General features: G+C 71.0%; 21 protein-coding genes. 9 read left to right on the plus strand and 12 right to left on the minus strand.

Going from position 1 to position 24339, the window contains the following annotated elements; genetic code table 11:
• Window positions 1–78: 78 nt before the first annotated feature.
• A complete protein-coding gene (locus G4D86_RS23655) occupies window positions 79–1080 on the minus strand; it encodes a hypothetical protein (RefSeq protein ID WP_163996261.1) in 1002 nt (333 codons plus the stop codon).
• 77 nt (window positions 1081–1157) lie between these two features.
• Window positions 1158–1940, minus strand: coding sequence for a hypothetical protein (locus tag G4D86_RS23660; protein WP_163996262.1), 783 nt, complete (start codon window positions 1938–1940; stop codon window positions 1158–1160).
• A gap of 54 nt (window positions 1941–1994) precedes the next feature.
• Here G4D86_RS23660 and G4D86_RS23665 point away from each other — a divergent pair, with 54 nt between their 5' ends.
• Window positions 1995–3395: a hemolysin family protein gene (locus G4D86_RS23665; protein WP_240360436.1), complete on the plus strand. Its 1401-nt coding sequence runs from the start codon at window positions 1995–1997 to the stop codon at window positions 3393–3395.
• 3 nt (window positions 3396–3398) lie between these two features.
• Here the strand turns inward: G4D86_RS23665 and G4D86_RS23670 are convergent, their stop codons facing one another.
• Genes G4D86_RS23670 through glgA form a run of 3 tightly spaced genes read right to left on the minus strand, consistent with a single transcriptional unit; the run spans window position 3399 to window position 6384 of the window.
• Complete coding sequence (locus tag G4D86_RS23670) at window positions 3399–3995, minus strand: DUF4424 domain-containing protein (protein WP_240360437.1); 597 nt, start codon at window positions 3993–3995, stop codon at window positions 3399–3401.
• Window positions 3996–4000: 5 nt separating this feature from the next.
• Window positions 4001–4918 carry a serine/threonine protein kinase gene (locus tag G4D86_RS23675; RefSeq protein ID WP_163996263.1) on the minus strand — a complete coding sequence of 306 codons (918 nt, stop codon included), beginning with the start codon at window positions 4916–4918 and terminating at the stop codon, window positions 4001–4003.
• A 35-nt stretch (window positions 4919–4953) separates the two neighbouring features.
• Entirely contained in the window at window positions 4954–6384 is a 1431-nt protein-coding gene (gene glgA / locus G4D86_RS23680) for a glycogen synthase GlgA (RefSeq protein WP_163996264.1), read from the minus strand.
• 77 nt (window positions 6385–6461) lie between these two features.
• On the opposite strand from glgA, the gene pdxH reads away from it, so the two are divergent.
• Window positions 6462–7046, plus strand: coding sequence for a pyridoxamine 5'-phosphate oxidase (pdxH, locus tag G4D86_RS23685; RefSeq protein WP_163996265.1), 585 nt, complete (start codon window positions 6462–6464; stop codon window positions 7044–7046).
• 55 nt (window positions 7047–7101) lie between these two features.
• Here the strand turns inward: pdxH and G4D86_RS23690 are convergent, their stop codons facing one another.
• Window positions 7102–7791 (minus strand): SDR family oxidoreductase, encoded by a 690-nt coding sequence (locus G4D86_RS23690; protein ID WP_163996266.1) that lies wholly within the window; start codon window positions 7789–7791, stop codon window positions 7102–7104.
• Window positions 7792–7950: 159 nt separating this feature from the next.
• Here G4D86_RS23690 and hemG point away from each other — a divergent pair, with 159 nt between their 5' ends.
• From hemG to G4D86_RS23705, 4 genes are all read left to right on the plus strand, one after another.
• A complete protein-coding gene (gene hemG / locus G4D86_RS23695) occupies window positions 7951–9333 on the plus strand; it encodes a protoporphyrinogen oxidase (RefSeq protein ID WP_163996267.1) in 1383 nt (460 codons plus the stop codon).
• 129 nt (window positions 9334–9462) lie between these two features.
• On the plus strand, window positions 9463–9585 hold the full coding sequence (locus tag G4D86_RS53865) for a hypothetical protein (RefSeq protein WP_275899141.1): 123 nt from the start codon (window positions 9463–9465) through the stop codon (window positions 9583–9585).
• 31 nt (window positions 9586–9616) lie between these two features.
• Window positions 9617–10672 carry a sensor histidine kinase gene (locus tag G4D86_RS23700; protein ID WP_163996268.1) on the plus strand — a complete coding sequence of 352 codons (1056 nt, stop codon included), beginning with the start codon at window positions 9617–9619 and terminating at the stop codon, window positions 10670–10672.
• A complete protein-coding gene (locus G4D86_RS23705) occupies window positions 10669–11457 on the plus strand; it encodes a LytR/AlgR family response regulator transcription factor (RefSeq protein WP_163996269.1) in 789 nt (262 codons plus the stop codon). Before G4D86_RS23700 ends, G4D86_RS23705 begins: the two co-directional genes overlap by 4 nt.
• A 211-nt stretch (window positions 11458–11668) precedes the next feature.
• On the opposite strand, the gene G4D86_RS23710 is transcribed toward G4D86_RS23705, so the two are convergent.
• The 3 genes from G4D86_RS23710 to G4D86_RS23720 form a co-directional block, all read right to left on the minus strand.
• A complete protein-coding gene (locus G4D86_RS23710) occupies window positions 11669–12430 on the minus strand; it encodes a TolB family protein (protein ID WP_240360438.1) in 762 nt (253 codons plus the stop codon).
• Window positions 12431–12632: 202 nt separating this feature from the next.
• Window positions 12633–14054: a hypothetical protein gene (locus G4D86_RS23715; protein WP_163996271.1), complete on the minus strand. Its 1422-nt coding sequence runs from the start codon at window positions 14052–14054 to the stop codon at window positions 12633–12635.
• A gap of 124 nt (window positions 14055–14178) precedes the next feature.
• Window positions 14179–15666, minus strand: a complete 1488-nt coding sequence (locus G4D86_RS23720; RefSeq protein WP_163996272.1) for a glutamate-cysteine ligase family protein — start codon at window positions 15664–15666, stop codon at window positions 14179–14181.
• Window positions 15667–15796: 130 nt separating this feature from the next.
• Here G4D86_RS23720 and rlmN point away from each other — a divergent pair, with 130 nt between their 5' ends.
• The 3 genes from rlmN to G4D86_RS23735 all read left to right on the plus strand — a co-directional run bounded on the left by rlmN (window position 15797) and on the right by G4D86_RS23735 (window position 18344).
• Window positions 15797–16876 (plus strand): dual-specificity RNA methyltransferase RlmN, encoded by a 1080-nt coding sequence (gene rlmN / locus G4D86_RS23725; protein ID WP_163996387.1) that lies wholly within the window; start codon window positions 15797–15799, stop codon window positions 16874–16876.
• Window positions 16877–16960: 84 nt separating this feature from the next.
• Window positions 16961–17818 carry an aldo/keto reductase gene (locus G4D86_RS23730; RefSeq protein ID WP_163996273.1) on the plus strand — a complete coding sequence of 286 codons (858 nt, stop codon included), beginning with the start codon at window positions 16961–16963 and terminating at the stop codon, window positions 17816–17818.
• 148 nt (window positions 17819–17966) lie between these two features.
• Window positions 17967–18344 carry a hypothetical protein gene (locus G4D86_RS23735; RefSeq protein WP_163996274.1) on the plus strand — a complete coding sequence of 126 codons (378 nt, stop codon included), beginning with the start codon at window positions 17967–17969 and terminating at the stop codon, window positions 18342–18344.
• Between the two features lie 27 nt (window positions 18345–18371).
• On the opposite strand, the gene G4D86_RS23740 is transcribed toward G4D86_RS23735, so the two are convergent.
• The 3 genes from G4D86_RS23740 to G4D86_RS23750 all read right to left on the minus strand — a co-directional run bounded on the left by G4D86_RS23740 (window position 18372) and on the right by G4D86_RS23750 (window position 24251).
• On the minus strand, window positions 18372–19997 hold the full coding sequence (locus G4D86_RS23740; RefSeq protein WP_163996275.1) for an adenylate/guanylate cyclase domain-containing protein: 1626 nt from the start codon (window positions 19995–19997) through the stop codon (window positions 18372–18374).
• A gap of 33 nt (window positions 19998–20030) precedes the next feature.
• The gene (locus tag G4D86_RS23745) at window positions 20031–20885 is read right to left on the minus strand and encodes a metallophosphoesterase family protein (protein ID WP_163996276.1); all 855 of its coding nucleotides are present in this window, start codon (window positions 20883–20885) and stop codon (window positions 20031–20033) included.
• A 210-nt stretch (window positions 20886–21095) separates the two neighbouring features.
• A complete protein-coding gene (locus G4D86_RS23750; protein WP_240360439.1) occupies window positions 21096–24251 on the minus strand; it encodes a CHAT domain-containing tetratricopeptide repeat protein in 3156 nt (1051 codons plus the stop codon).
• Window positions 24252–24339: the final 88 nt, after the last annotated feature.

Genomic DNA, 24339 nt, shown 5'->3' on the forward strand with positions numbered 1-24339 from the left:
CCTGGCGGGCCCGGCACGCATGCCCGGCCGAGGCACATGCGGAAGCGCGAGCCGTCTCAAGGCCGCGCGCCCGGAGACTCACCGCCGCTTGCACGGAGACAGCGTGCGCTTCGCCGTGAGGAGGTCCTCCTCGGAGGGGCTGCCGTAGCGCACGGACTTCGGCGCCGCCTTCGGCTTCGCCACGTCGTGCACGTAGACGACGCCCAGGTTGCGGCTGAGCACGGTGCGTAGGCCGGTGCTGTCGTACAGCGCGCCGAAGAAGGCGCCGCCGGACTTCAGCTGCATCGGCGCCATCGCGTCGGGCGGGCGCAGCAGCAGAATCGAGAAGTCCTCCGTATGCCAGTCACACGGGTCCTTCTTCCCCTTGCGCTCCATCCACGACACCGTGAGGTCCGTCACCGCGCTGCCGTCATCCCACCGGCTACCGAAGCTCTCCCACAGCCGCACGCACTCGGGGGCCTCGCAGTCGCGCGAGGGCACGAAGTCCATCACCTCCAGCGGCATCCCCACGCCCGCGCGGCCCGTGTCATTGTCATTCGCGCGGCGCAGCTTGCACCCGGTGGGCGCGTCCTTCTGGCGCACCGCCACCGGCGTGCCGGACAGCCGGCCCGGGGGCAGCAAGTCACACCCCACCTCCAGCTCCGCCATGAGGTACGTCTTGCGGTCCTCGTCGGTGCCCATGCGCACCGCCCACCAGGTGATGGGCACCGCGCGGCACGCCGCCGTGTCCGCCTTGCCGAACACCCACAGCGGCACGGCCGGGTCCGGCGCGCCCAGCTTGCGCACCTCCTCCGGCGGCACCAGCTTCACACCGGCGCGGTCGGCCTCGCCGCCCCGGAAGAAGGTGTCCTTCGCCGGGGGAATGACGGCCTGGTGCGCCAGCCAGCCCGCGCCGGACAGCCCCACCAGCGTGCGCGAGGTGAAGGGCACCACGTCCGGCTTCGCCGGGCAGCCCTTCTCCGCCTCCTCCAGGGGCACGACTCTCGCCTCGCCATCATCCTGCGCGAGCGCGCCTGGCGGCGTGAGTAGCAACAGGCCCAGCACCAGCGCCTGCGGAGTCAGCCGGACCACGGACATCATCGGGCTCCTTCCCTCGGAGTAGAGGCCCGCCGTCATACCTCAAGATGCCCACGCGCAAGCAGCGGGCGCGTCGGTGCTCAGGGCTTGCGATTCCGCTTCCGCGGTGGAGGCAGCACCTCCACCGGAACCGGCGCCTCCGCCTTCACGGCCGGCCCTGCGTCCGGCGGCGCCACGGGCGCTTCGGGGGATTCGGGGGCCTTCACCTCCACGTTGTCGTTCAGGGGCACGCGGCCCACGGAGCGGCGGAACAGCTCCCACAGCGCGCGGTGGTGCACCTCGGGCGTCGCCGTACCGGACAGCACGATGCCCGCGCCGCTGTAGCGCGCTTCCAACCCCAGGGGTTGGAGCCCCGCCCCCACCGACGCGAGCTGCTCCTGGAGCACGGGCACGTCGAAGGTCAGCTCCAGTTCGCGCGCCACGTACGCATCCGTGCGCAGCAGCTCCATCAGCGCCATGCGGCAGGCGGTGTCCTTCACCGTGGCGGACAGGCCGCGCTCCGCGCCCTCCGTCGTCTTCAAGTCGGGGCACGCCTTGCGCGCGGCGGCCAGCCGGGGCGCGGGGTCCTCCGGCGGCGGCGTGCCCACCGTGAGGCGCCACACCGCGAAGCGCCCCCCGGCATACAGGAGGAGGAGCGTGCGCCCCGTCGAGTGCCCGGTGAGCAACAGTTCGTTGCTGCCGGGGAGCACCTCGGCGGTGGCGATGGAGGCATCCTCCACCTCCACCCAGTCCACGGTGGACAGCTTGTGGAAGTGCTCCTTCCCGGACTCCAGCGGGACGACCAGGTCCACCGGCCAGGCGCCGGCCAGGGCGGGAACGAGGAGGGCCAGGAGTGCTCCAACGGCATACATGCGAGCGGGCATGGGGGCTCCGGCGGGGTGGTACGTACCCCTAGCACGGGATAAGAGAGAGGCTCTATGCCTACCTGGACCCTCTGGGTCGCCTGCCTGGCCTTGTGCTTCATCCGGGCCCTGGTCGCCGCCGCGGAGTCCGCGCTCTACGGAACGTCGGACCTGCGCGCCCAGGAGCTGGTGGAGACGCAGCCCGGCTCGGCGAGCCGCCGAGTCTATCGGCACAAGACCAACCGCGAGGCCACCGCCACCGCGCTGCGGCTGGGCACCCTGCTCAGCGGCTTCCTCGCCGCCGCCATTGGCGCCTTCGTCCCGCCGCGCATGCTGGACATGACCCAGTATGGCGAGGCCCCCTGGCTGCCCGTGGCCACCGTGGCCGCCGGCGCCCTCTTCGTGGGCGTGCTGGCCAGCCTCATGGAAGTCACCATGCGCGGCCTGGCCAACGCGAACCCGGAGCGCTGGGCGCTGCGGCTGTCCGGCGTGGTGTCGCTGCTGGTCTTCCTGCTCTACCCGCCCATGCGGCTGACGCTGAGCCTGCTCAACCTGGTGGCGCGGACGTTCGGCCGCACGCTGCGCTTCGAGCCCCCGCCCCCGCCGCTGGAGGAGCTGGAGAAGCTGCTGGCCGCGCAGGCCGCGAAGAACGAGGTGGACAAGAGCGCCCCGCAGCTCATCCGCTCCATCTTCGAGCTGTCCGACAAGCGCTGCCGCGACGTCATGGTGCCGCGCACGGACGTCGTCACCGTGGACATCACCGTCTCCACCGATGAGTTGCTGCGGCTGCTGGCCGAGGAGAACCACTCGCGCATCCCCGTGTACCGGGACGACGTGGACCACATCATCGGCGTGCTGCACGCGCGCGACATCATCCCCCTGCTCCAGCACCCGGAGCTCATCGTCCTCCAGGACATCATCCGCCCCGCCCACTTCGTGCCCTGGCTGAAGCCCGTGGGGGACCTGCTGCGGGACATGCAGAAGCGGAAGATCCACATGGCCATGGTCGTCGACGAGTACGGCGGCTTCATGGGCATCGTGACGTTGGAGGACATCCTCCGCGAAATCGTCGGCGACATTGGCGACGAGTTCGAGGTGGAGGAGAAGCAGGTGGAGAAGATGGCCGACGGCAGCTTCCTCGTGGATGCCGCGCTGGAGGTGGACACCTTCACCCAGGCCTTCGGCTTCCCCCTGCCCGAGGGCGACTTCGACACGCTCGGCGGCTTCCTGTCGTCGCTCGCCGGCCACCTGCCGGACGTGGGCGAGCGCTTCACCTACAACGGCTGGCAGTTCGTCGTCGCCACCAAGGAGGGGCCGCGCATCGACCGCGTGCGCATGTCCCGCCTGAAGTCCACCACCGGCAAGGACAGCCGGGACGGGAAGGACGGGCGCGAGCCCCGCGACGGCCCTCCGCGCGACGGCAAGGACTCCGGCGTCCGCGACACGCGCGTGGAGACCGTCACCGCGAAGAGCTGAGCGTCAGTCCCCTTCCGGGCCGTTCAGCGGCGGCACGTACGCCAGGGGCAGCACGCGCGCGTCGTCGAAGGGCGCGCGCCGCTCCGTGCCGCCGAAGCGCAGCACCACGCCGCCGCTCACCCGCACCCGGCGCGCCACCGGCTCCACACCGCCCGTGGCACCCTCGCTGGCCAGCGGGAAGAACACCCGCAGCGGCAGGCGCCCGTCCGAAGGCAGCGCCACGGCCACCTGTTGCACGCCCGCCGCCACGCGCCGCCCGTCCACCCGCAGCTCGAAGTCCACGGCTGACACGCTGGCCGCGTCCGAGGACGGGTTGACCACCTCCAGCCCCAGATCCAGCACGCCCGAGCCGTCCGGCCGGAAGTCCACGGCGACGGTGTCCACGCGCACGGCCTCGTCATAGGCGCGAGACCGGAAGGGCACCGAGCCCAGACACCCGGACAGGACGCCGCCGCACAGCAACGCGATGACGGCGCGGCGCACCGGGCTCAACGGGCTGGCGGCCGGAGTGCCCGCGCCACCTGGCACCGGCGTGGCGCGGCGCACCGGGCTCAACGGGCTGGAGCCCGCGCCACCCGGCGCCGTCGTGGCGCGGCGCACGGAACTCAGCCGCCCAGCAGAGGCTGGAGCGCCTCCACCGTCAGGGGCCAGCCGGCGCGCTTGGACAGCGCCTCGATCGCCTTGATGAACTCCGCGGCCGTCTGGAAGCGCCGCGCCCGGTCCGCGAAGAGCGCCTTGCGCGCCACCTGCACCGCGTAGTCCGGCAGGTCCGGCGCCACCGACGACAAGAGCGGCACCCGCGCGTCGCGCACCCGGTGCATCAGGTCCGCCTCGTTGTCCCCGGCGTGCAGGCGACGGCTGGCCCACAGCTCCCAGAGGATGACGCCCAGCGCGTACAAGTCGGTGCGCGCGTCCACCGCCTGGCCCAGCACCTGCTCCGGGCTCATGTACGGCAGCGTGCCGCGCAGCGCGCCCGAGTCGCCGCGCATCATCCCCTCCACCTCCGCCACGCCGAAGTCGGTGAGCTTCACGTCGCCGTTGATGCCCAGCAGCACGTTGGCCGGGTTCACATCGCGGTGGACGATGGTGGCGCCGTTATCCCCCACCTTCGCCCGGTGGATGTAGTCGAGCGCCTTCGCCAGGCACCAGGCGATGTAGAGGGCGGACTCGGGCGGCATGGCCGCGCCGGCCTTGATGAGCAGCTCCTGCATGTAGCCGAGCGTCCGGCCACTGACGAGCTCCTGCACCATCAGGTAGTCCGGCCCCGCCTTGAAGAGGCGGTAGGTGCGGACGATGTGCGGGTGGCGCAGGCGCACCGTCAGCTTCGCCTCGTCGACGAACGCCTTGACGTATGCGGTGTCACTGCGGAACGAGGGGTGCAGCCGCTTGATGACGACTTCTTCCGGTTCGCCCGGCGAGCGCTGCGTGGTGGCCCGGGCACGCGCCTGGTACACCTCCGCCATGCCGCCTACGGCCAACCGGCCGACCACCTCATAACCGCCCAGGTCCGGAGCTTCCGCCACGCCACAAGACTACTGCGAATTTCCGTCCGCACCCACTATTCCGCCATGAGGTCGGTGTAGATGGCCTCGTATTTCCGGGCGGAAGCACTCCAGGAGAAGTCCTTCTCCATGCCTCGGCGCCGGAACTCCTCCAGCCGGGGTGGGTCCGCGTAGAGGGCGAGGGCCCGGCGGATGGCCGCCAGCAGGGCGGCCGGGTGGAACGCCTCGAAGAGGACGCCGGTGCCGTCCAGCCCGCCCTCCACGGTGTCCACCAGTCCGCCCGTGGCCCGGACGATGGGCACCGTCCCGTAACGCAGGGAATACATCTGGTTCAGCCCGCACGGCTCGTACCGGCTGGGCATGAGGAAGAAGTCCGCCCCCGCCTCCACCAGGTGCGAGAGCGCCGCGTCAAAGCCGATGTGCACGGCCATCTGCTTCGGGTGACGGGCCTGCAACGCGCGCAGGCCGTCCTCCAGCGGGCCCTCCCCGCTGCCGATGCCCACGAAGCGGATGTCCGCCTGGAGCGCGGTGGGCAGCACGTCCAGAAGCAGGTCCATGCCCTTCTGCCACGCCAGCCGGCTGACGATGGCGAACACCGGCGCGTCCCCGTCCGGCAGCCCGAAGCGCGCGAGCAGGTCGCGCTTGCACACCGCCTTGCCCTCCAATTCACGCGGGCCGTAGCGGGCCGGGAGGACGGGGTCCGCCTGGGGGTCCCACTCGTGCGCGTCGATGCCGTTGAGGATGCCGTGCAACCGGTGCGCGCGGCGGCGCAGCAGGCCGTCCAGCCCGTAGCCCTGCTCCGGCGCCTGGATTTCACGCGCGTAGGTGGGCGACACGGTGGTGAGCGCGTCGGAGAAGACGAGCCCGCCCTTGAGGAAGTTGACCGCGTCGTAGAACTCGAGGCCGCCCTCGGAGGTGAACAAGTCCCAGGGCAGGCCCAATTCGTCCATGACGCCCTTGGGGAACTGCCCCTGGTAGGCCAGGTTGTGGATGGTGAAGACGCTCTTCGCGCGGGACAGCGGGGTGTTTCGGAACCCGCGCTGGAGCGCCACGGGGACGAGCCCCGTCTGCCAGTCGTTGGCGTGGATGATGTCCGGGACGAAGCGCAGCCGCTGCGCGGCCTGGAGCGCGCCCACCGAGAGGTAGGCGAAGCGCCGCGCGTTGTCGCCGAACTCGCCCCACGCGTCGCCGTAGAGGCCGCTCCGGCTGCCGTAGAAGGCCTCGTTCTCCAGGAAGAGGACCTCCAGGTTCTCCGAGAGGCGCGTGGAGAGGATGGGGCCGGACGCCTCGCCGGAGGGGAAGCGCACCACCAGGGACTGGCCGGTGGGGGTGAGCCGGGCGTCGCGCACGTCGCGGTAGCGCGGGGTGACGACCTTCACGTCATGGCCCAGCGAGGCGAGCGCGGCGGGCAGGGCCCCGGCCACGTCTCCCAGGCCTCCCGTCTTGGAGAAGGGCGCCACCTCCGAGGAGATGAAGAGAATCTTCATGGGCCCACATTGACGTGTGGCCCGCATGAGTCAACCGCGAAGGTGCGCCCGGGGCGCCCGTCCCCTATGTTTCAAACGTGCATATTCCACCGGACCCCATCCACCGTTTCGCGACCCTCTTCGAGCGGGCGAAGAAGGCCGTCCCCGTGGACCCCAACGCCATGGTGGTCGCCACCGTCGGCGACGACGGACGCCCCAGCGCGCGCGTGGTGCTGCTGAAGGACTTCGATGCGCGCGGCTTCGTCTTCTTCACCAACTACGAGAGCCGCAAGGGACGCGAATTGCTGGCGCACCCCTTCGCCGCGCTGTGCTTCCACTGGGCCCCGCTGGAGGAGCAGGTGCGGGTGGAGGGCCGGGTGGAGCGCGTGTCCGACGCGGAGGCGGACGCGTACTTCCACAGCCGGGCGCGCGGCAGCCAGGTGGGCGCGTGGGCCAGCCTCCAGAGCCGCCCCCTGCCCTCCCGCGACGAATTGGACGCGCGGGTGGCGGAGGTGGAGGCGCGCCATGCCGGCAAGGAGGTGCCCCGCCCGCCGAACTGGTCCGGCTTTCGCGTGGTGCCGGACCGCATCGAGTTCTGGCACTCCCGCCCCAGCCGGCTGCACGACCGGCACGTCTACCTGCGCGAGGGCGACGGCTGGCGCACGGAGATGCTGTACCCGTAGGCCCCCGGCCATGGCCATGACCATGGATCCGGAAGCACGCCCCGCGTCATGCGCCCTACCAGGGGACTTCCGCGCCCTGGTAGTCGAAGAAGCGGCCGGTGTGCTCCGGCCCCATGCCGTCGATGATGCGCAGCATGCCGTGCACGGAGTCCGGCGCCGGCAGCGGCGCCTGCGGCCCGCCCATGTCCGTCTGCACCCAGCCGGGGTGGAGCACCACCGTGGTGAAGCCCTCCACGCGCAAGTCGTTGGCCAGGGTGCGCACGCCCATGTTCAGCGCGGCCTTGGACATGCGGTACGCGTAGGCGCCACCCTCGGTGTTGTCGGCGACCGAGCCCATGCGCGAGCTGACGTGGGCCACCTTGCGCACGGCGCCGCGGCGCAGCGCGGGCAGGAGCGCGGAGGTGACGCGCAGCGGCCCCAGGGCGTTGATGGCGAAGGCGCGCGCCATGTCCGTGTAGTCCACGTCGGTGAGCGCGCACCACAGGCCGGGCACGCCGGCGTTGTTGATGAGCACGTCCACCGGCGCGGCGCAGACGTCCGCGGCGAACGAGCGGATGCTGGCGGCGTCCTCCACGTCGAGCGCGTGGATGCGCAGGCGGTTGCCCACCTCGCGCGCCAGCGGCTCCAGCCGCTTCGCACCCTCGGGCGAGCGCACTCCCGCGTCGACGGTGTCCCCTCTTCGCAGGAGCTGTTGGACGAACTCGAGACCGATACCCCGGCTTGCTCCAGTGATGACGTAGCGCATGAGAGGCATTAACGCGCCGAATGGACCGCGCTGGCAAAACGCGCCTGTTGACGAGTGGGGAGTGTGAATGAGGAGTGCACGCTGGTCACCGGAAGCCCTGCTCACAGGTGAGGGTTGCGTGATGGTGTTTCAATGCACTGAGCATGGAAGGACAACCCGATGAGTATCGTCGTCGTGGGAGGCGGGATTTCAGGACTGGTCATAGCGCACCGGTTGCGCTCTCGCGGTAGGGATTGCGTGCTCCTGGAGTCTTCGGCGCGGTTGGGTGGCGCGGTGGGGACGCGTGCGCGAGGTGGATACCTCGTGGAGCAGGGGCCGAACAGCTTTCTGGACCGCGAGCCGGCCACGCGCGAGCTGGCGACGGCGCTCCACCTGGAAGGTCGCATCCGCGCGGCCGACGCGGCGGCGAAGCGTCGCTATGTCTACACGCGTGGCCGACTCAGGTCCGTGCCCGCGTCACCGCCCGCGTTCCTCGGCTCGGACATCCTGCCGCTCGGCGCGAAGCTGCGCGTCATGGGCGAGCTGTTCACCGGGCGCGCACCGCAAGGCGTGGACGAGTCGCTCGCGGACTTCGGCCGCCGGCACCTGGGACGCACGGCGACGGAGGTGCTGCTGGACGCGGTGCAGACGGGCATCTACGCGGGCGACGTGGAGCGGCTCAGCGTGGCCGCGACCTTCCCTCCCCTGGTGAAGCTGGAGCGCGAGCACCGCAGCCTCATCCTCGGCGCCATCCGCTCGCAGAAGGCGCAGAAGGCGCTGCCCGCGGGCACGGGCGGCGCGGCCTCGCCGCCGAAGCTGAGCGGCGCGCTGAGCACGTTCGACGGCGGCCTGCAGACGCTCATCGACGCGCTGGCCTCCGCGCTGGGCGACGCGGCGCACGTGAATGCCACGGTGGAGGGAGTGGAGCGGCATGAGGACGGCTGGCGGCTCCGCGTGCACGAGCACGGGCGGAGCGCGGAGCTGTCCGCGAAGCACGTGGTGCTGGCGGTGCCGTCGCACGTGGCCACGGGGCTGCTGCGGCCGCTGGACGCGACGCTCGCGGCGAAGGTGGCGGACATCGAATACGCGCCCATCGCCGTCGTGCACCTGGGCTTCGACGCGGGGACGACGCCCGCGCCGGACGGCTTCGGCTTCCTCGTGCCGTCGGGCGAGAAGCGGCGGCTCTTGGGTGCCATCCACGCGTCCACCACCTTCCCCTTCCGCGTGGAGGGCGGGCGGGTGCTCTACACGTGCATGGTGGGCGGGGCGCGCCGGCCGGACCTGGTGAAGCAGGACGAGGACGCGCTGGTGGCGCTGGCCCGCGAGGAATTGAAGGCGCTCGCGGGGGTGACGGCGACCCCGTCCTTCAGGGAGGTCATCCGCTGGGAACGCGGCATTCCCCAGTACAACGTGGGACACCTGGAGCGCATGTCCGCCATCGACGCGGCGCTCCAGCGCTGGCCGGGCCTCCACCTGGCGGGCAACGCCTACAAGGGCGTGGGCCTCAACGACTGCATCCGCAACGGGGCACAGCTCGCGGACGCACTGGCCGCGGAGGCATAGCGACGTTCAGGAAATAGCCCGGGCGACCGTTCGTTGTCCGTTGGCGACCGCTCGGGCCGGGGACGTCAGCACAGCCAGGGAAGACACGTCAGACTGCAAAGGCATGCTTCCCGGAGTCAGGAGCCCTTCATGCTTGCCCTCCCCTCCCCCCTCCTCATCCTCGCCGCCATCCTCCTCTTCCCCATCGTCCTCGCCGGCAGCATGGTGCTGGACGTCATGGAGACCGAGCTGGAGGAGGGCCCCGCGCGCTGAGCGCCCCGGCGGGGTAGGCTCCCGCTGGCGCATGTCGGAGACGTCGGAAGCATCCATCGTCCGTGCCACGTGGCGGGCCCTCGTGGAGCCCCGGAGGCTGTTGCCCATCCTCCTGGTGGCCGCGCCGCTCGTGGCCGCCCAGGCGCGCTTCAGCCGCGAGCCGCTGGCCATCTACCTGGGCATGCTGATGTGCCTGCTGTTCGTGGCCGTGGCGCCCGTCTCCTACCGCTTCCTCTTCCCGGAGGGGTTGGACCTGAGCCACGGCGGCATCCGCCTGCTGCTGTACTGCACCGTGGGCAGCGGCGTGGTGCTCACCTCCGGCTTCGTGCTGCCGAAGCTGCTCGGCATGGGGCCCACCTTCCTCACCCAGCGCCTCAACCTCGCCATCTGCGGCGCGCTCTTCCTCGTGGGCGGCTGGGGCCTGGGCCGGGACATCGGCTTCGAGGAGAGCCTGGTGAAGGAGCGGGCCCGCGCCGCGCGCTTCGCGCTGGAGGCGGAGCAGGCGCAGCTGCTCGCGCTGCGCAGCCACCTGGACCCGCACTTCCTCTTCAACACCCTCAACGCCATCGCCGAGTGGTGCCGCGAGGACGGCGCCGTCGCCGAGGCCGCCGTGCTGCGGCTGTCCACCATGCTCCGCTCCGTGCTCGCCGGGGTGCGCAGCGCCACCTGGCCCCTGTCGCAGGAGCTGGAGCTCGTCCGCACCCTCTTCGATTTGCACCTCCTGCGGGACCCGGACCTCTTCCAGCTTGGAATGAACGTTCCTTCCGGCACGGGGGACGTGCCCGTCCCGCCGCTGGTGCTGCTGCCGCTGGCGGAGAACGCCGTGAAGCACGGCCCCGCCGCCGGCCACCGGGGCCGCCTGTCGCTGGACATCACCGTGCGAGACAACGAGGTGGAGGTGGCGATTGAAAACCCCGGCGCCTCCAAGGGCCCCCGCGAGGGCAGCGCCGGCCTGCCCACCGTGGAGCGCCGCCTGGCCCTGGCCTATGGCGGCAGGGCCCGCCTCACGCTGGAGAGCGCGCAAGAGCGCACCCGCGTCACCGTCATCCTGCCCCGCTCGGGCCCCCTGCCTGGAGTCGTCACGTGAGTCCCACCCTGCGTGTCCTCGTCGCCGATGACGAGCTGCTCGCCCGCAAGCGCCTGTCCCGCCTGCTGGCCGCCTTCCCGGATGTGGAGCTGTGCGGCGAGGCCGCGGACGGAGAGGCCGTCCTCACCGCCGTGCGCGCCGGGGGCGTGGACGTGGTGCTGCTGGACATCCACATGCCCGGCCTCAGCGGCCTGGATGCGCTGGCCCTGATGCCGGAGGGGCGCCCCCGCGTCATCCTCTGCACCGCCCACGCCGAGCACGCCGTGGAGGCCTTCAACCACGGCGCCGTGGACTACGTCCTCAAGCCCGTGGAGCCCGCGCGCCTGCAGAAGGCGCTGGAGCGCGCACGCGCCCGGCTGGAGGAATCCCCGCGCGAGGCCCCGGCCCCCAGCACGGAGAAGACGGCGGCGGCTGCGGCCCCGGCCGCGCGCGGGCTGGGGCGGCTGCCCATCCCCACGCGGCAGGGCATCGTCCTGGTGGACCCGGAGACGATTTCGCACGCGGCGCTGGAGGACGAGCTGGTGACGGTGTTCACCGTGCAGGGCGACTTCCTCACCGACTTCACCCTCAACGAGCTGGCGGAGAAGCTGCCCGCGGAGCGCTTCCACCGCGTCCACCGCCGCGCGCTGCTGAACCTGTCCCACGTCACCCGGCTGGAGCCGCTGGACACGGGCGGCTACCTGGCGCGCACCGTCCGGGGCCACGCGGTGGAGGTGAGCCGCCAGTCCGCGCGCGAGCTGCGGCGCATGCTCGGCCTTCGCCGGGGCGCCGAGGACGAGGGCTGAGTCCCGGGCCTTCCGGGCGCCCCCACGTCGCACGTGCCTCACGACGGGAGATGAAGACCGGCCGCGGCGAGGGAGGGCCTCCGTTGCCCCTCCCCACGGGCGCCTGCGCTCCGTTGCTTCCGCGCCGGCCCGCCTGCGGCCACTGCTCTTCATCCTGCTGCTTCACTGCCCTTCACGCGGCCTCCGCCTCGCGGCCCCGCGTCACCGCCACTCAGTCCACGCTGACTTCGATGGTGACCGTCTGACCGTTCACGTCGCGCGAGAAGACGACGGTGCCGTGGTCGGTCCACTTCGGCGCGTAGCCCACGCCCAGGCTGTACGCTTCCACCACGTTGAGCGAGCGGTCGAAGCGGATGACGCGCACGTCGCCGTTGGTCAGGCTGGTGGTGCTGTAGACGATGATGCGGCGGTCCGCGTCCCACTCCACCGTGGTGCTCGAGAGCGGGTTGGGGACGTAGTCGGGGCTGGTCCCGGTGCAGTTCTCGTTCGTCACCTGCTCCAGGTCGATGCCGGTCTCCTTCACCTTCCAGAGCGACGCCATCCCCGAGCGCTTCGTGGACTGGAACAGCAGGCTGTGGCCGTCGGGCGTCCAGACCGGCTCGGTGTCGTCATTGCCGCGCGTCACCCGCTCACTGTGGCCCGTGCGCGTGTCGAACACGTGCAGCTCCGCGCGCGTCACCGGGTCGCCCGCGTTCCACGAGTCCGGCAGCTTCGCGTACGCCACCTCGCGGCCATCCGGCGACAGCACCGGCGCGCCACTGCGCTGCGCGAGCAGCTGGGCGTTCCCCTTCTTGTCCACCGCGTACAGCTGCAGCGACGGCGTCTGGTACACGATGATGCGGCGGTCGCTGGAGACGCCCTCGTCACCGCTCGCGTCCAGCCGCTGCGACTCCGTCGCGTACGGCTCGGCGCCGCCAGAAGCCTCCGCCCCGCCTGCCTCGCCGCACCCGGCGAGCGCCAGAGAAGAAGCCATCCACAGCGCGACGGTCCTTCGGGAAAGACGACTTCGGACTTCGGTTGGATGCATAAGGGTCCTCTGGTTGGAAATGTCCTACGAGAGGACGGGCTTGACACGGCGTCAAAGCCCGAACTCGCGGGTATTTCACGTCAGATTTCCTCAACAATCCACACAGTCCTGAATGACACCGGAGCGTCGTCGCCGGGACGATGACTTGTCAGTGTGACGCGTAGAGTTGGGGCACCCGCGCCGCGTCATCACCGAGGACTTCAGAGAGAACACGGTAAGCGGGGGTGGGGAGCGCGGCACCGGCACGTGCACAGCGGGCGGCGTCGTCCAATGTGAGCGTGGGCGGGGCACAGTAGGACTCTTGCCAGTGCTCCACGAGCCCCCGGGAGAAGACGCTCTCCAGCTGCGCCATGCGCTGCTCGAGCCAGGCATGCGGGGGCGTGAAGGACACGTGCTGGGGCGACACGTTGGCGTCGGAGAAGGAAACGTCGTGCTCGTAGCCGGACTCGGAGAACTGGTCCTGGAGCACGGCGGTGAGGGGGCCGCGCCGCGCGTCGAGCACGCCGGAGGAGGACAGGGCCACGCGGTGGTCCACGGACAGGCGCAGCGCGTGGTACTCGAAGGTCCTCGCCACGTCGCGGTACTTGGTGACTTCCACCGTGAAGGTGCGGGTGTACGTGCGCGTCTTGGTGACGGTGCGCTTCTTCGTCTCGCCCTTCTCGTCCGTGTACTCCTCCTCCTCCGTGTAGGGCTCCGTAATCGTCTCCGTGCGGTCCTCGTGGTCCGTGTACGGCACCTGCTCGTAATAGGGCGCGGTGAGCTCCACGTTCTGGCTGTCGCGCGAGGTGGAGAAGCGTCCGGCCAGCGCGAAGTCCGGCCGGGGCGTGGCGCTGGGAGAGAACCAGGGCGAGGACTCGAAGGCGCGCGTCAGGCGCTCCCGCAGCCGGTCCACCTGGGCCTCGTCGAGGCCGGAGATGTCGCCCTCGAATGAGGCGGGGCCGAACAGCTCCGGGGCAGCGGGCGGCTGGGGCGCGTACTCGCGCCAGTGGGAGCAGTAGCGGAATACCAGCTCCTTCCAGTGAGGGGTGTCCTCGCTGCTGACGGTGCGCAGCCGCTGGCAGGCGTCCTTGCCGCTCTGGAGCACCGCGTTCTCCATCTCCCGCTGGATGACGACCATCTCCCGGTGGGCCAGGAGCGGCCGCTTGCGAATCAGCGACTCCTCGGCCGTCAGCGCGTGGCCCTTCTGGGCGGGGGCGCCGATGAGCGTGCGCAGGTGCTGGTGCGTCCCGCCCATCTCCTCCAGCAGCGAGCTCTCCAGCGCGCCATTGAGGTGCGAGTTCCACTGGGCGCGGTGGTTGAGGAAGCTCAAGAGGTCCTCCTCCGCGTCCTCGTCGCGTCCCTCCAGCCGGTAGCGCCGGGCGTTGCCCAGCAGCTGCTCCAGCCCCTTCCAGCGCAAGTCGTCGCGGGCGGAGACCAGCTCCGTGTCGTAGGGGCTCTTGCGGACGAGGTCGTCGTAGATGGCGGCGGCCTCGACGAACTGCCCCTTTCGGGCGAGGTCATCGGCGCGGCCGCGCAGGGAGGTGCAGGCGCACAGCAACAGGAAGGGCAGCAGTCGGAGGAGTCGGACCATGAGCGGCCGGGAGGTGAGCGGAAGGCTGCGCGGGAGTACCGCCAGCCCGCTGACGTGGCAGGCGAGCGGATATTCACCGGCCCACGCCCCTTCCTGCAATCCGCCCCCTGACGGAGGGCCCGGCCTACGCCACCGGCCAGGTATGCAGGGGCTCGCCCGAGTCGGCGTGGAGCAGGTAGCGCTCCAGCATCGCCGCCAGCGCGTCCGGGCGGGGCATCCGCTCCTCCAGTCGCGCCAATTCCAGCCGCTGCCAGCGCGCGCCCGTGCGCCCGAGCGCCACGCGCCGCTCGATGATGCCCAGCATGGCATCCGCGTCGGCCGCGTCCACGCCGGCCTTCACCAGACCCTCGTGCGCCAGCGGTAGCAGCCGGGGCACCAGGTCCACCACCGGCACCGGCCTGGGGCTGGGCGCCGCGTCCGCGGGCCAGAGCAGCTCCGCGTCCAGCCCGTGGCGCGCCGCCCGGATGAAGTTGCCGTACGCGTGGACGAAGGGCAGCGCGGGCAGCAGCGCGTCCACCCGCTCCGCCAGCGCCAGCGTCAGGCCCAGCAGGAAGGCGCCGTTGGCCACCATGTCCACCACCGTGGGGCCCGCCGGCAGGGCGCGCAGTTCGATGCGCAGGTGGCCCGACTCCTTGGGGTCATAGATGGCGCGGTTCCACGTCCACACCGTGCTCTGGTGCAGCCGCAGCTCGTCCAGCCCCGGCAGCGCGCCGGCCTTCACGCGCTCCAGTGGCGACTCGCGCCCCAGCACGGGCAACAGCGGCGGGTGCAGGGCCACGGCTTCCGCGAACAGCTCGTGCGCTCCCTCGCGGGCCCAGCCGTGCCCGAAGGACACGCGCGCGTGCGGATGGAAGCCGCCCTCGCCCGGCTCGCCGCGGTCGTCCACCGCCTGCCGGAACAGCGCCACCCGCGTCTCGTCCCACAGCCGGTGCCCGAGGAAGAGCGGCGAGTTGCCGGCCACCGCCAGCACCGGCGCCGTCGCCAGTTGCGCGGCATTATAGGCCCGCGCGAAGTCACCCGGTGCCACCCGCAGGTGGTACTGGAGTGACGTGTTGGCGCCCTCCAGCGTCACGTCGTCCCAGGTGAGCGCCAGCGTGTCCTCGCCGCGGATGGACACGTGGAAGGGCGCGGCGCGGCGGTGGCGGATGGCCGCGGACAGCGCGCGGTAGCGGGCCTGTCCCGTCATCGCGCCGCTGCCCAGGTCCGCCTCGCGCAGCGTGGGGAGGATGCCGACGACGGCCACCCGCGCGCCCTGCGTGGCCGCCGCGCGCCGCACCTCGCGCAGCGTGTCCTCGAACTCCGCCTTGAGCGCGGTGAAGGGCCGCCCGGCCAGCGGCCCCGGGCGCAGGTTGAGCTCCAGGTTGAAGCGGTCCATCTCCAGCGTCACCCGCGGGTCCACCGTCTGCGCCAGCACCTGACGGTTGATGGGCAGCGGGAAGCCCGCCGCGTCCACGAGGAACAGCTCCAGCTCCGCGCCGATGGTGCTCGGCCCCACCCCGAAACCCGGGCGCGCCAGCAGCGCGCGCAGCGCCTCCAGGCTCTCCTTCAGCCGCCGCGAGAAGCGCTCGTAGTCCTCCGGGCGGAACTCCTCCTGCTGGATGGCCAGACCCATATGGGCTCAAGGTGTGCACGGCCGGCTGCCCTGGCAGGCGGACGAAGGGGCTCGCCGGGCCGCCCGCCCGGTGCCCTGCCCGCGGCCGGCAGATGCACGCCCGCCGGGTGTGTTATCTCCGTCCATGGCCATGCCGTCCGACACGCCCACCAACCTGTACGACTTCACGCGCCCCGCGCTGGGTGAGCTGCTCTCCGGCTGGGGCTTTGGCCCCTACTACCGCGACCTCGTGTGGACCGCGCTGTACCGCAAGCAGGTGCGCTCGCTGGACGAAGTGGAGGGGCTGCGCCCGGACCTCCAGGCCGCCCTGCGCGAGCGCGCCCGCCTGGGCCACCTCGCCACGCACACCGAGACGTTCAGCAGCGACGGCCACACCCACAAGCTGCTGCTCAAGCTCGACGACGGGCAGACGATTGAAACGGTGCTCATGCGCTTCAAGGGCCGCGCCACGGTGTGCATCAGCACGCAGGCGGGCTGCGCCATGGGGTGCGTCTTCTGCGCCACGGGACAGATGGGCCTGTCGCGCCACCTGACGCCCGGCGAAATCGTGGGCCAGGTGCTGCATGTGAATCGCATCCTCCGCGAGTCCGGCGAGTCGCTGCGCAACGTCGTCCTCATGGGCATGGGCGAGCCCCTGCACAACTACGACGGGACGATGGCCGCGGTGGACGTGCTGGTGGATGCGCTCGGGCTGGCCATGGGCCCGCGCTTCATCACCCTGAGCACCGTGGGCGTGGTGCCCGGCATCCGCCGGCTCGCGGACGAGGAGCGCCCCGTGCAGCTCGCCGTCAGCCTCCACGGCGCCACCGACGCCGAGCGCGCCGCGCTGGTGCCCGCCGGCCGCCGCTGGCCCCTGGACGAGCTGATGGACGCGTGCCGCTACTACAGCGAGAAGCGCAAGCGCCGCATCTTCTTCGAGTGGACGCTCATCTCCGGCCGCAACGACACGTCGGAGCACGCGCACACGCTGGGCAAGCTGCTGCACGGCATGGACGCGCACGTCAACGTCATCCCCCTCAACCCCACCGTGGGCTACGACGGCGGCCCCAGCCGCCCGGAGTCCGTGCGCGCCTTCCAGGACGTGCTGACGTCCTATGCGGTGCCCAGCACGGTGCGTCAGCGCCGGGGCATCGACATCGACGCGGGCTGCGGCCAGCTCAAGTCCACCGTGGAGCGGCGCTCGCGCCGTTCACTTCCGACCAGCCCTTGAGGGCAGGGTGGGAACGGCGGGCGGGTGTCACCCGTGTTCGTTAACGTGCGCGACCTTCTCTCCGCCCAACCCGCGAGGATTGCCTTGTCCCCGACTCCCACCGCCGCCGCCGCAGGCACCTTCAAGCTGGGCGACCTCACCGTCAATCGCATGGGCTACGGCGCCATGCGCATCACCGGCGAGGGCATCTGGGGTGAGCCGAAGAATCCCACCGAGGCGAAGGCCGTGCTGCGCCGCGCCGTGGAGCTGGGCGTGCAGCTCATCGACACCGCGGACTCGTACGGCCCCGACGTGTCCGAGCGCCTCATCGGTGAGACGCTGCACCCGTACCCCGCCGGCGTCGTCATCGCCACCAAGGGCGGCCTCACCCGCGCCGGGCCCGGCGACTGGAAGCGCGACTGCAGGCCCGCGCACCTCACCCACGCGCTGGAAGGCAGCCTCAAGCGCCTGCGCGTGGAGCGCATCGACGTGTACCAGCTCCACGCGGTGGACCCGCGCGTGCCGCTGGAGGAGTCCGTGGGCACCCTCGCGCGCCTGCGCGAGCAGGGGAAGATCCGCCACGTCGCGCTGTCCAACGTGTCCGTGGAACAGCTGCGCGCGGCGCGCAAGATCGTCCCCATCGTCTCCGTGCAGAACCGCTACAACCTCACGGACCGGCAGAGCGACGACGTGCTGGCGGAGTGCGAGCGCGAGGGACTGGGCTTCCTCCCGTACTTCCCGCTCGCGGCCAACGCGCTGACGGGGAGCACCAGCCCGCTCACGCAGGCGGCGAAGCACCATGGCGTCACGCCAGGGCAGCTCGCGCTCGCATGGCTGCTGCACCGCTCGCCCGTCATGCTCCCGATTCCCGGCACCTCCTCCGTCAAGCATCTGGAGGAGAACGTCGCCGCCGCGTCAATCAAGCTCTCCGCGGACGAGCTGCGCGCGCTGGAGCGCGCCTGACTCACTCGATTGTGCGGGCCCCGCCCCACACCCACGTGTGTGCGTCCTGTCGGTGACGGACACGTTCGGTGAAAGCGGCGGGGGGGCCCTTGCACGCAACATGGACGTGGGCACATTCTTTCCATCAGTTTCATCGGGGAGGTGGGCGATGCTTTCCATCCAGGAGCACGCAACGCTGGACGAGGCGAGCAGCGACTTGCTCGACTTCATCCTCGAGCCGTCCAACTGGCTCTCGGTGGCACAGATGGACCCGGCCGTGTGGCCCGGGCAGAACGCCGTCTACCAGCGCCGCGTGGGCACCCTGCGCGTCTGCGCCTCGGTGGACGTGGGCGCCACGCTGGACGTCTACCTGCACGTCGCCTTCCGCGCGCCCGGCCTCACACCCGTGAAGGCCGCGGACCACCTGGAGGGCTTCCTCAAGCAGCGCATGCCGCTGACGCCCAACTCCGAGTGGCAGGTGGAGGTGGACGAGCGCCGGTGGATCCACTTCTCCCGGCGCTACGCGGCCCCGCACCTCAAGGCCTGAGCCGCGATAAGCGCTCAGGCCGTCAGCTCACGGCTTGAGCGACTCCAGCTGGTAGTGGCGCAGCGGCTGCGCCACGTTCTTCACCGGCGTCTCCGTCAGCGGACCGAAGCGCAGCCCCTGGAAGAAGGGCTCGCGAGACGTGCCCAGCACGTCGCGCACGCTCGCCATCACCAGCGTCTCGCGGAAGCCCGCCAGCGACTGCAGGCGCGCCGCCTGGTTCATCCCGCTGGAGAAGGCCGTGTACTGCCGGTTGGGCCCGAAGAGGCCACAGTTGGCGTTGGCCAGGTTGACGCCCACCGCCACGCCGAGCCCGGGCAGCTTCACCCGCTGGCACAGCGCCGCGACTTCCTCGCGCGCGCCGAGTGACGCGGTGAAGGCCTGGATGTCGCACGCGGCGCGCACCGCGGCCTGCGCGCGCTCCAGCCGCGAGGACTTGAAGAAGGGCGGACCGAAGAGGCCGATGACGCAGTCGCCGACCATCTTGTCGAACACGCCGCCGTGCTCCCAGATGCAGCCCACGGCGCGCTCGCTCCACTCGTCCACGAAGCGGCCGATGTTGCGCGGGCTGTCGAAGCCCTGCTCGCAGATGCGGGTGAAGCCGTTGATGTCCGCGAAGAGGATGCCGACTTCCTGGTCCTGCGCGCGCAGGTGCTGCGCGTAGTTCGGGTCCTGCAACAGCGCGTCGATGACGGCGTTGGGGAAGAACTGCGACAGGTGGATGCGCTCGCGGTTGTAGTCCAACAGTCGCTGGCTGAGCGTGGAGGCCAGCACGCGGATGAGGTCCATGGAGTACGCGGAGAAGCCCGCGTCGCTCCAGATGACGATTTTTCCCAGCGGCTCGCTGGAGGCCGCGCCGGAGATGAGCACCGCCTCGGTGGTGCGGCCGCCGAAGAGCTGCCGCAGCGCGGACTCCTCGCTCGCGAGCAGGCGCGGGCCGTGCTGGCGGATGGCCTTCTCCAGCACCGGGCTGGGCTGCTCGCCGCTCTCGAACTCCAGGTAGCCGTTGCGGTAGGTGCGGTAGTGCAGCATCTGGGGCTGCACGGCGTCGCGGTACAGCAGCAGGAAGCCCGGCAGCCGCACCCGCTGCGCCAGCGTCAGCACCGCCTGGTCCATGCCCGCCTCGAAGACGGGGTTGGCCAGGTGCGCGTTGCACTGGATGATGAGCTGGTGCTTCTCCGACGCGGTGTGCACGAGGCACAGCACCGTGTCGAGCTGCTCGGCGACGGTGTCCAGCACGCGCAGCGCGCGCGCCGAGGCCTCCATCTCCGTGAGGTCCCCGGGGAACAGCATGCCGAAGGTGCCCACGCGGGTGCCGGCCACGTCCAGCGCCTGGGTGACGAGCGTGTCGCCCTCCATGCGCCTCACGCCGGACGGGCCCTCCAGGAGCGAGCCGGGGAAGCGGTCTCCCCAGTCGCCCTCGCTCCAGGTCTGCTCCACCAGCTCCTCGTCACGGGTGGTGATGGCCACGGCCCGCGCGCCGGTGAGCTTGAGGATGGGCGGGAAGCAGCGCCGGAAGGACTGGGTGAGCGTCTCCCGCTCGCGGAGGCTCTCCTCGAGGAGGTCATCCACGGCGCGCTGGAGGGTGCGCAGGGCCTTGTATTCTTCGAGGGTGAAATCGCTGGGCGAAGGCTGCGGGTGCGGCGCGTTCGGCATGGAACGGGTTTCTACCGCCGCTCGGGCGTGCTGTCACAGGGCGGGCGTGTGCGGCTGTCCGCCCACCACTTTTCCGCCCGCCACTTCGATGACCCAGTAGCCCTCGTGGCCGGCCTCGGTGGAGGAGCCGGCGCCGAAGAGGTGGGGCCGGTCGGCGGTGGCCGGGTGGTGGTAGCGCTGGTGGATGTGGCCGTGGAGGACGGCGAAGCGCGGACCGGGCAAGAGGCGCAGCAGTGCGTCCGCGTCCCGCAGGCCGTGGTTCCACCGGTCCGCGCCGCCCTTCCGGTTGCGGGGCGCATGGTGGACGACGACGAGCACGGCGCGGCCGTCCAGGCGAGCGTCCTTCAGCAGGGCCGCCAGGCCTTCGAGCTGGGCCTCGCCGATTTCGCCATAGGGGAAGGCAGGCAGGGGGGCTCGGCGGGTGGAGAGCAGGCCCACGACGGCGGCGGCGTCTCCGACGAGCCGGACGAAGGGGTACGGGCCCTCGCGCTGGTACTCGGGGAGGTCGCTGTGCAGCAGTTGGCCGAAGTGGCGGGCGAAGCGGTCGGTGCGGATGCTGCCAGGGGTGAAGACGTCGTGGTTGCCAGGGACGACGGTGCAGCGGCGTGGGTCCTCCGCCAGCGGGCCCAGGGCCTTGCGGGCTCCGGCGAACTCGCCGTCGAGCGCGTAGGCGGTGAGGTCTCCGGAGAGGATGAAGTGGTCGACCTTGTGGGCGTCGGCGTCACGGACGATGGCGGAGAGGACCTGGGGTGCGCGGACGTAGCGCTTCGCGCGGCCTCCCAGGGTGAGCTCGACGAGGGCGAACCAGCGCCGCCAGCCGAGCCGGAGCAGGGGGAGCGTGCGGTAGTCCTCGGTGATGTGGACGTCGGAGCAGTGGACGAAGCGCATGAAGGTATCCCGCCTGGGGAACGGCCGACCGGGGGCCGGCATTCTCTCCGGTTCCTGTTTCCAGGGAAGAACAACCCGGCAGCTCCATCAGCCCTGCCCCAGTAAGGGCTCCGGTGAGCCACGGTGTGGGTTCGGGATTGGATACGTCCGAGAGCCTGCCCAGCAAAGCCACGAAGCACGTGGCCTCCCCCGGGCATCCCAGGCCCCGGCTCAGCGCGGGGGTGCCGGCGCGCGCAGCGGTGCGTCACGGCCCAGGACGATGAAGGGGGCCCAGTAGTGTGGGTGGGGCCTGCTGGCACGCAGTGAGCGCATGGCCTCGCGCAGGGCGGAGGCGCGACCCTGCCCGGCCAGCAGGTTGCGGTAGTAGGCCTCCATCAACTGCGTTGTCGTGTCGTCCTTCACCTGCCACAGGCTCATGACAACTGTCTCGGCGCCCGCCACGATGAAGGACCGGCGCAGCCCGTAGACGCCCTGGCCGAGCTTCACGTCACCTCGGCCCGTGTCGCATGCGGAGAGGACGACGAGCTGGGTGCCCCACAGGTCGAGGCCGGCCAACTCGAGGGCTGTCACCAGCGCATGGTCGGGCGGGGTGGAGGAGGCCGATGCCACCTCCCCAGCGAGGAGCAGCCCGGAGCGCAACAGCGGGTCCGGAGGGCGCGAGGCGAGCGGGTCCTCGCCCAGGGCGCCGAAGGTGCCCACGGCACGGGACTGGGGAGCCGCGGGAGCGTCATCCAGGAAGAAGCCATGGGTGGCCAGGTGGAGGATGCCGGGAGTCGATAGGTGCAGCAGTCGCTCCTTGGTGGCGTCGGGGCCGAGGATGAGCCGGGCCTGGGGAAACAGGCGATGGATGGACTCGGCCTCCCGTCGGGTACCGGGGAGCGGGGTCGTGGTCCAGGCGCGCTGCACCTCGCCCTCGTGCAGCGAGGAGAAGAAGCGCTCGGCGGATGCGGAGCGGGCGGCGGGCGCTGGAGCCTCCGCGCTGGAAGGCGGGGAAGGTGGAAGCGGTGCGCTGAAATCGGGGTCCGCGAAGACGACGACGGAGTCCGCGGAGATGGTCTCCTGGGGTCGGGGAAGCAGGTCCTTGCCGGAGGTGACGTAGGTGAAGTCGAAGGCGTCCACGAGGAACTGGCGGCCATCGTGGAGTGCCGCGAAGGGCACCAGGGACAGCTGGTCATCCGGCGAGAGGAAGAGGTGGCGGGTCTTCCCCACCAGGGGAAGCAGGGGTTGAAAGACCCGCCGGTAGAGCGCCCGCGCCTGGGGCTGGAAGGCGGCGTCCCGGTTGGCCATGGCGTCGCGCAGGCGCGAGGCAGCGGAGTTGATGGGCCCGGCGGGGCCCAGGTCGAGCGCGAGGATGCGGGAGTCGGGGAAGAGCACCAGCGCCAGGTAGCGGAGCTCGCTCGGGACTCCTGACTCCGGCGTGCCAGGCTCGGGCACGAGCGGCCGGTCCTCGTAGGAGATCAGCTCGACGAGCGCGCCATCCCGGGGCAGGGCCTGGGCGACGCGGTCCACGATGTCGGCGGTGGAGGGCAGCGCCGTCAGCGCGCGCAGGGGGGCCGAGCGCCTGGCGAGGTCGGCTTCCAGCGCGTCACCCTCGGCTGCGAGCTGCTTGAGGCGCTCCGTGTAGTCGGCGAGGGGGCGCTGGCCGGGACCGGCGAGCGAGAGCGAGGCGAGCTGGGTACGCAGGGCGCGCAGGCGTTCGAAGGCATCGCGGTCGGCGGGGCCCAGGTTGTGGGAGATGATGAGCGCGGTGCTGGCGGCTTCCTGGACGGAGCGGCACTTGCGGAGAAGCGCGGTGGAGAGGGCCAGGCGGAGCACGCGCGCATCGCTGGGGTGAGCGCGTGCCAGTGCGTAGACGCGTTTCTCCTGGGCCCGGAGGAGGCCCAGGAAGCTGTCGAGGTTCTTCTCGGAGAGGCCAAACACTTCCTGGCGGAGATGCTGCTCCGAGATAGTGAAGGCCTTCTCCAGCAACTGGAGGGCCGCGCCGGTGTCCTTCTGGGCAAGGCGCAGGAGCGCGAGGTTGTTGAGCCAGACGGCGATGGTGGGATGGGTTTCGCCGAGGGTGGCCTTCGCGAGCTCGAGCGCGCGCGCATACAGCGGTTCGGCGCGCGCGTAGTGCCCCTGGAGGTAGGCAAGGGTCGCGAGACTTTGAAGCGAGGAGGCCACTTCAAAGTGGTTCTCACCGAGGGTGGCCTTCCGGATCTCGAGGGCGCGTTCCACCGGAGGCTCGGCGCGCGCATAGAGCCCCTGCGCCCTGTAGAGGTGGGAGAGGTTGTGGAGCGAGGCGGCGACGGAGGGATGGTTCTCACCGAAAGTGGTTTCAAAGATATTGAGCGCGCGTGACAACAAAGGCTCGGCGCGCGTGTAGAGCCCCTGCAACAGGTAGAGGTCGGCGAGGTTGTGGAGCGAGCGGGCCGTATCCGGGTGATTCGCACCCACGGTCTTCTCCCAGCTCCCGAGCGCGCGGGAATACAGGAGCTCGGCGCGCGCGTAGTGCCCCTGCCTCATGTAGATGGTGCCCAGGCGGTCGAGTGAGGTCGCGACGTCCGGGTGGTTCTCACCGAAGGCCGCCGTCCGAATCTCGAGTGCGCGTGCCATCAAGGGTTCCGCGCGCGCGTAGAACCCCTGGTCCATATAGAGGACGGCGAGGCCGTGGAGCGAGTAGGCCACGCTGGGGTGGCTCTTGCCCAGGACGGCCTCCCGGATCTTGTGCGCGCGGAAATACAACGGCTCGGCGCGTGCGTAGAGGCCCTGGATCACGTAGAGGTTGGCCAGGTTGGTGAGCGCGACGGCGACGTCCGGGTGGTTCTCGCCCAGGGCGGCCTTCAAGATCTCAAGCGCACGGACATACAACGGCACGGCGCGCGCATAGAGCCCCTGGCTCATGTAGACGGTCGCAAGGTCGTTGAGCGAGACGGCGACGTCCGGGTGGCTCCTGCCGAGGGCGGCCTCCCGGATTTCGAGGGCGCGCACCATCAAGGGCTCGGCGCGCGAGTAGTGGCCCTGGAAATAGTAGAGGGCGGCGAGGAGGCTGACCGATTCGCCGACGTCGGGATGGTGCTCACCGAGGGCGGCCTCCCGGATTTCGAGGGCGCGCACCAACAAGGGTTCGGCGCGGGCATAGTCCGCCAGCTCGACAAGGATATTGCCGAGCGCATGGAGGTATTGGGCCACCAGCGGATCTGTCTTGGGGAGCACCGCCTCCCGGAGCTTGAGTGCGCGTTCGGCGAGCGGCAACGCCTGCGCATATTGCCCCGCCGCGGACAGTCTCCTGGCTTCGTCGAAGGCCTGCTCCGCCTCCACCACCCTCGGGTCCGTGGGAGCCTGCTCCACCGTCGCGCAGGCCACACACCACAGGACGAGGAGCACAGTTGCCGTAAACCTTCTCTGAATGATCACCTTCGCCGCCTTCCAGGCTGGGCTTGCCCCGAGATTTCGTGGACGGGTTCGTCAAGAT

The organism is Pyxidicoccus caerfyrddinensis (assembly GCF_010894405.1).
GTDB classification, from domain to species: Bacteria; Myxococcota; Myxococcia; order Myxococcales; family Myxococcaceae; genus Myxococcus; species Myxococcus caerfyrddinensis.

Excerpts from the sequence above, each read along its gene's own strand:
- G4D86_RS23655 (WP_163996261.1), bottom strand. The coding sequence starts at position 1,080 with ATGATGTCCGTGGTCCGGCTGACTCCGCAGGCGCTGGTGCTGGGCCTG.
- G4D86_RS23660 (WP_163996262.1), bottom strand. The coding sequence starts at position 1,940 with ATGCCCGCTCGCATGTATGCCGTTGGAGCACTCCTGGCCCTCCTCGTT.
- G4D86_RS23665 (WP_240360436.1), top strand. The coding sequence starts at position 1,995 with ATGCCTACCTGGACCCTCTGGGTCGCCTGCCTGGCCTTGTGCTTCATC.
- glgA (WP_163996264.1), bottom strand. The coding sequence starts at position 6,384 with ATGAAGATTCTCTTCATCTCCTCGGAGGTGGCGCCCTTCTCCAAGACG.
- G4D86_RS23690 (WP_163996266.1), bottom strand. The coding sequence starts at position 7,791 with ATGCGCTACGTCATCACTGGAGCAAGCCGGGGTATCGGTCTCGAGTTC.
- hemG (WP_163996267.1), top strand. The coding sequence starts at position 7,951 with ATGAGTATCGTCGTCGTGGGAGGCGGGATTTCAGGACTGGTCATAGCG.
- G4D86_RS53865 (WP_275899141.1), top strand. The coding sequence starts at position 9,463 with ATGCTTGCCCTCCCCTCCCCCCTCCTCATCCTCGCCGCCATCCTCCTC.
- G4D86_RS23700 (WP_163996268.1), top strand. The coding sequence starts at position 9,617 with ATGTCGGAGACGTCGGAAGCATCCATCGTCCGTGCCACGTGGCGGGCC.
- G4D86_RS23710 (WP_240360438.1), bottom strand. The coding sequence starts at position 12,430 with ATGGCTTCTTCTCTGGCGCTCGCCGGGTGCGGCGAGGCAGGCGGGGCG.
- G4D86_RS23715 (WP_163996271.1), bottom strand. The coding sequence starts at position 14,054 with ATGGTCCGACTCCTCCGACTGCTGCCCTTCCTGTTGCTGTGCGCCTGC.
- G4D86_RS23720 (WP_163996272.1), bottom strand. The coding sequence starts at position 15,666 with ATGGGTCTGGCCATCCAGCAGGAGGAGTTCCGCCCGGAGGACTACGAG.
- rlmN (WP_163996387.1), top strand. The coding sequence starts at position 15,797 with ATGCCGTCCGACACGCCCACCAACCTGTACGACTTCACGCGCCCCGCG.
- G4D86_RS23735 (WP_163996274.1), top strand. The coding sequence starts at position 17,967 with ATGCTTTCCATCCAGGAGCACGCAACGCTGGACGAGGCGAGCAGCGAC.
- G4D86_RS23740 (WP_163996275.1), bottom strand. The coding sequence starts at position 19,997 with ATGCCGAACGCGCCGCACCCGCAGCCTTCGCCCAGCGATTTCACCCTC.
- G4D86_RS23745 (WP_163996276.1), bottom strand. The coding sequence starts at position 20,885 with ATGCGCTTCGTCCACTGCTCCGACGTCCACATCACCGAGGACTACCGC.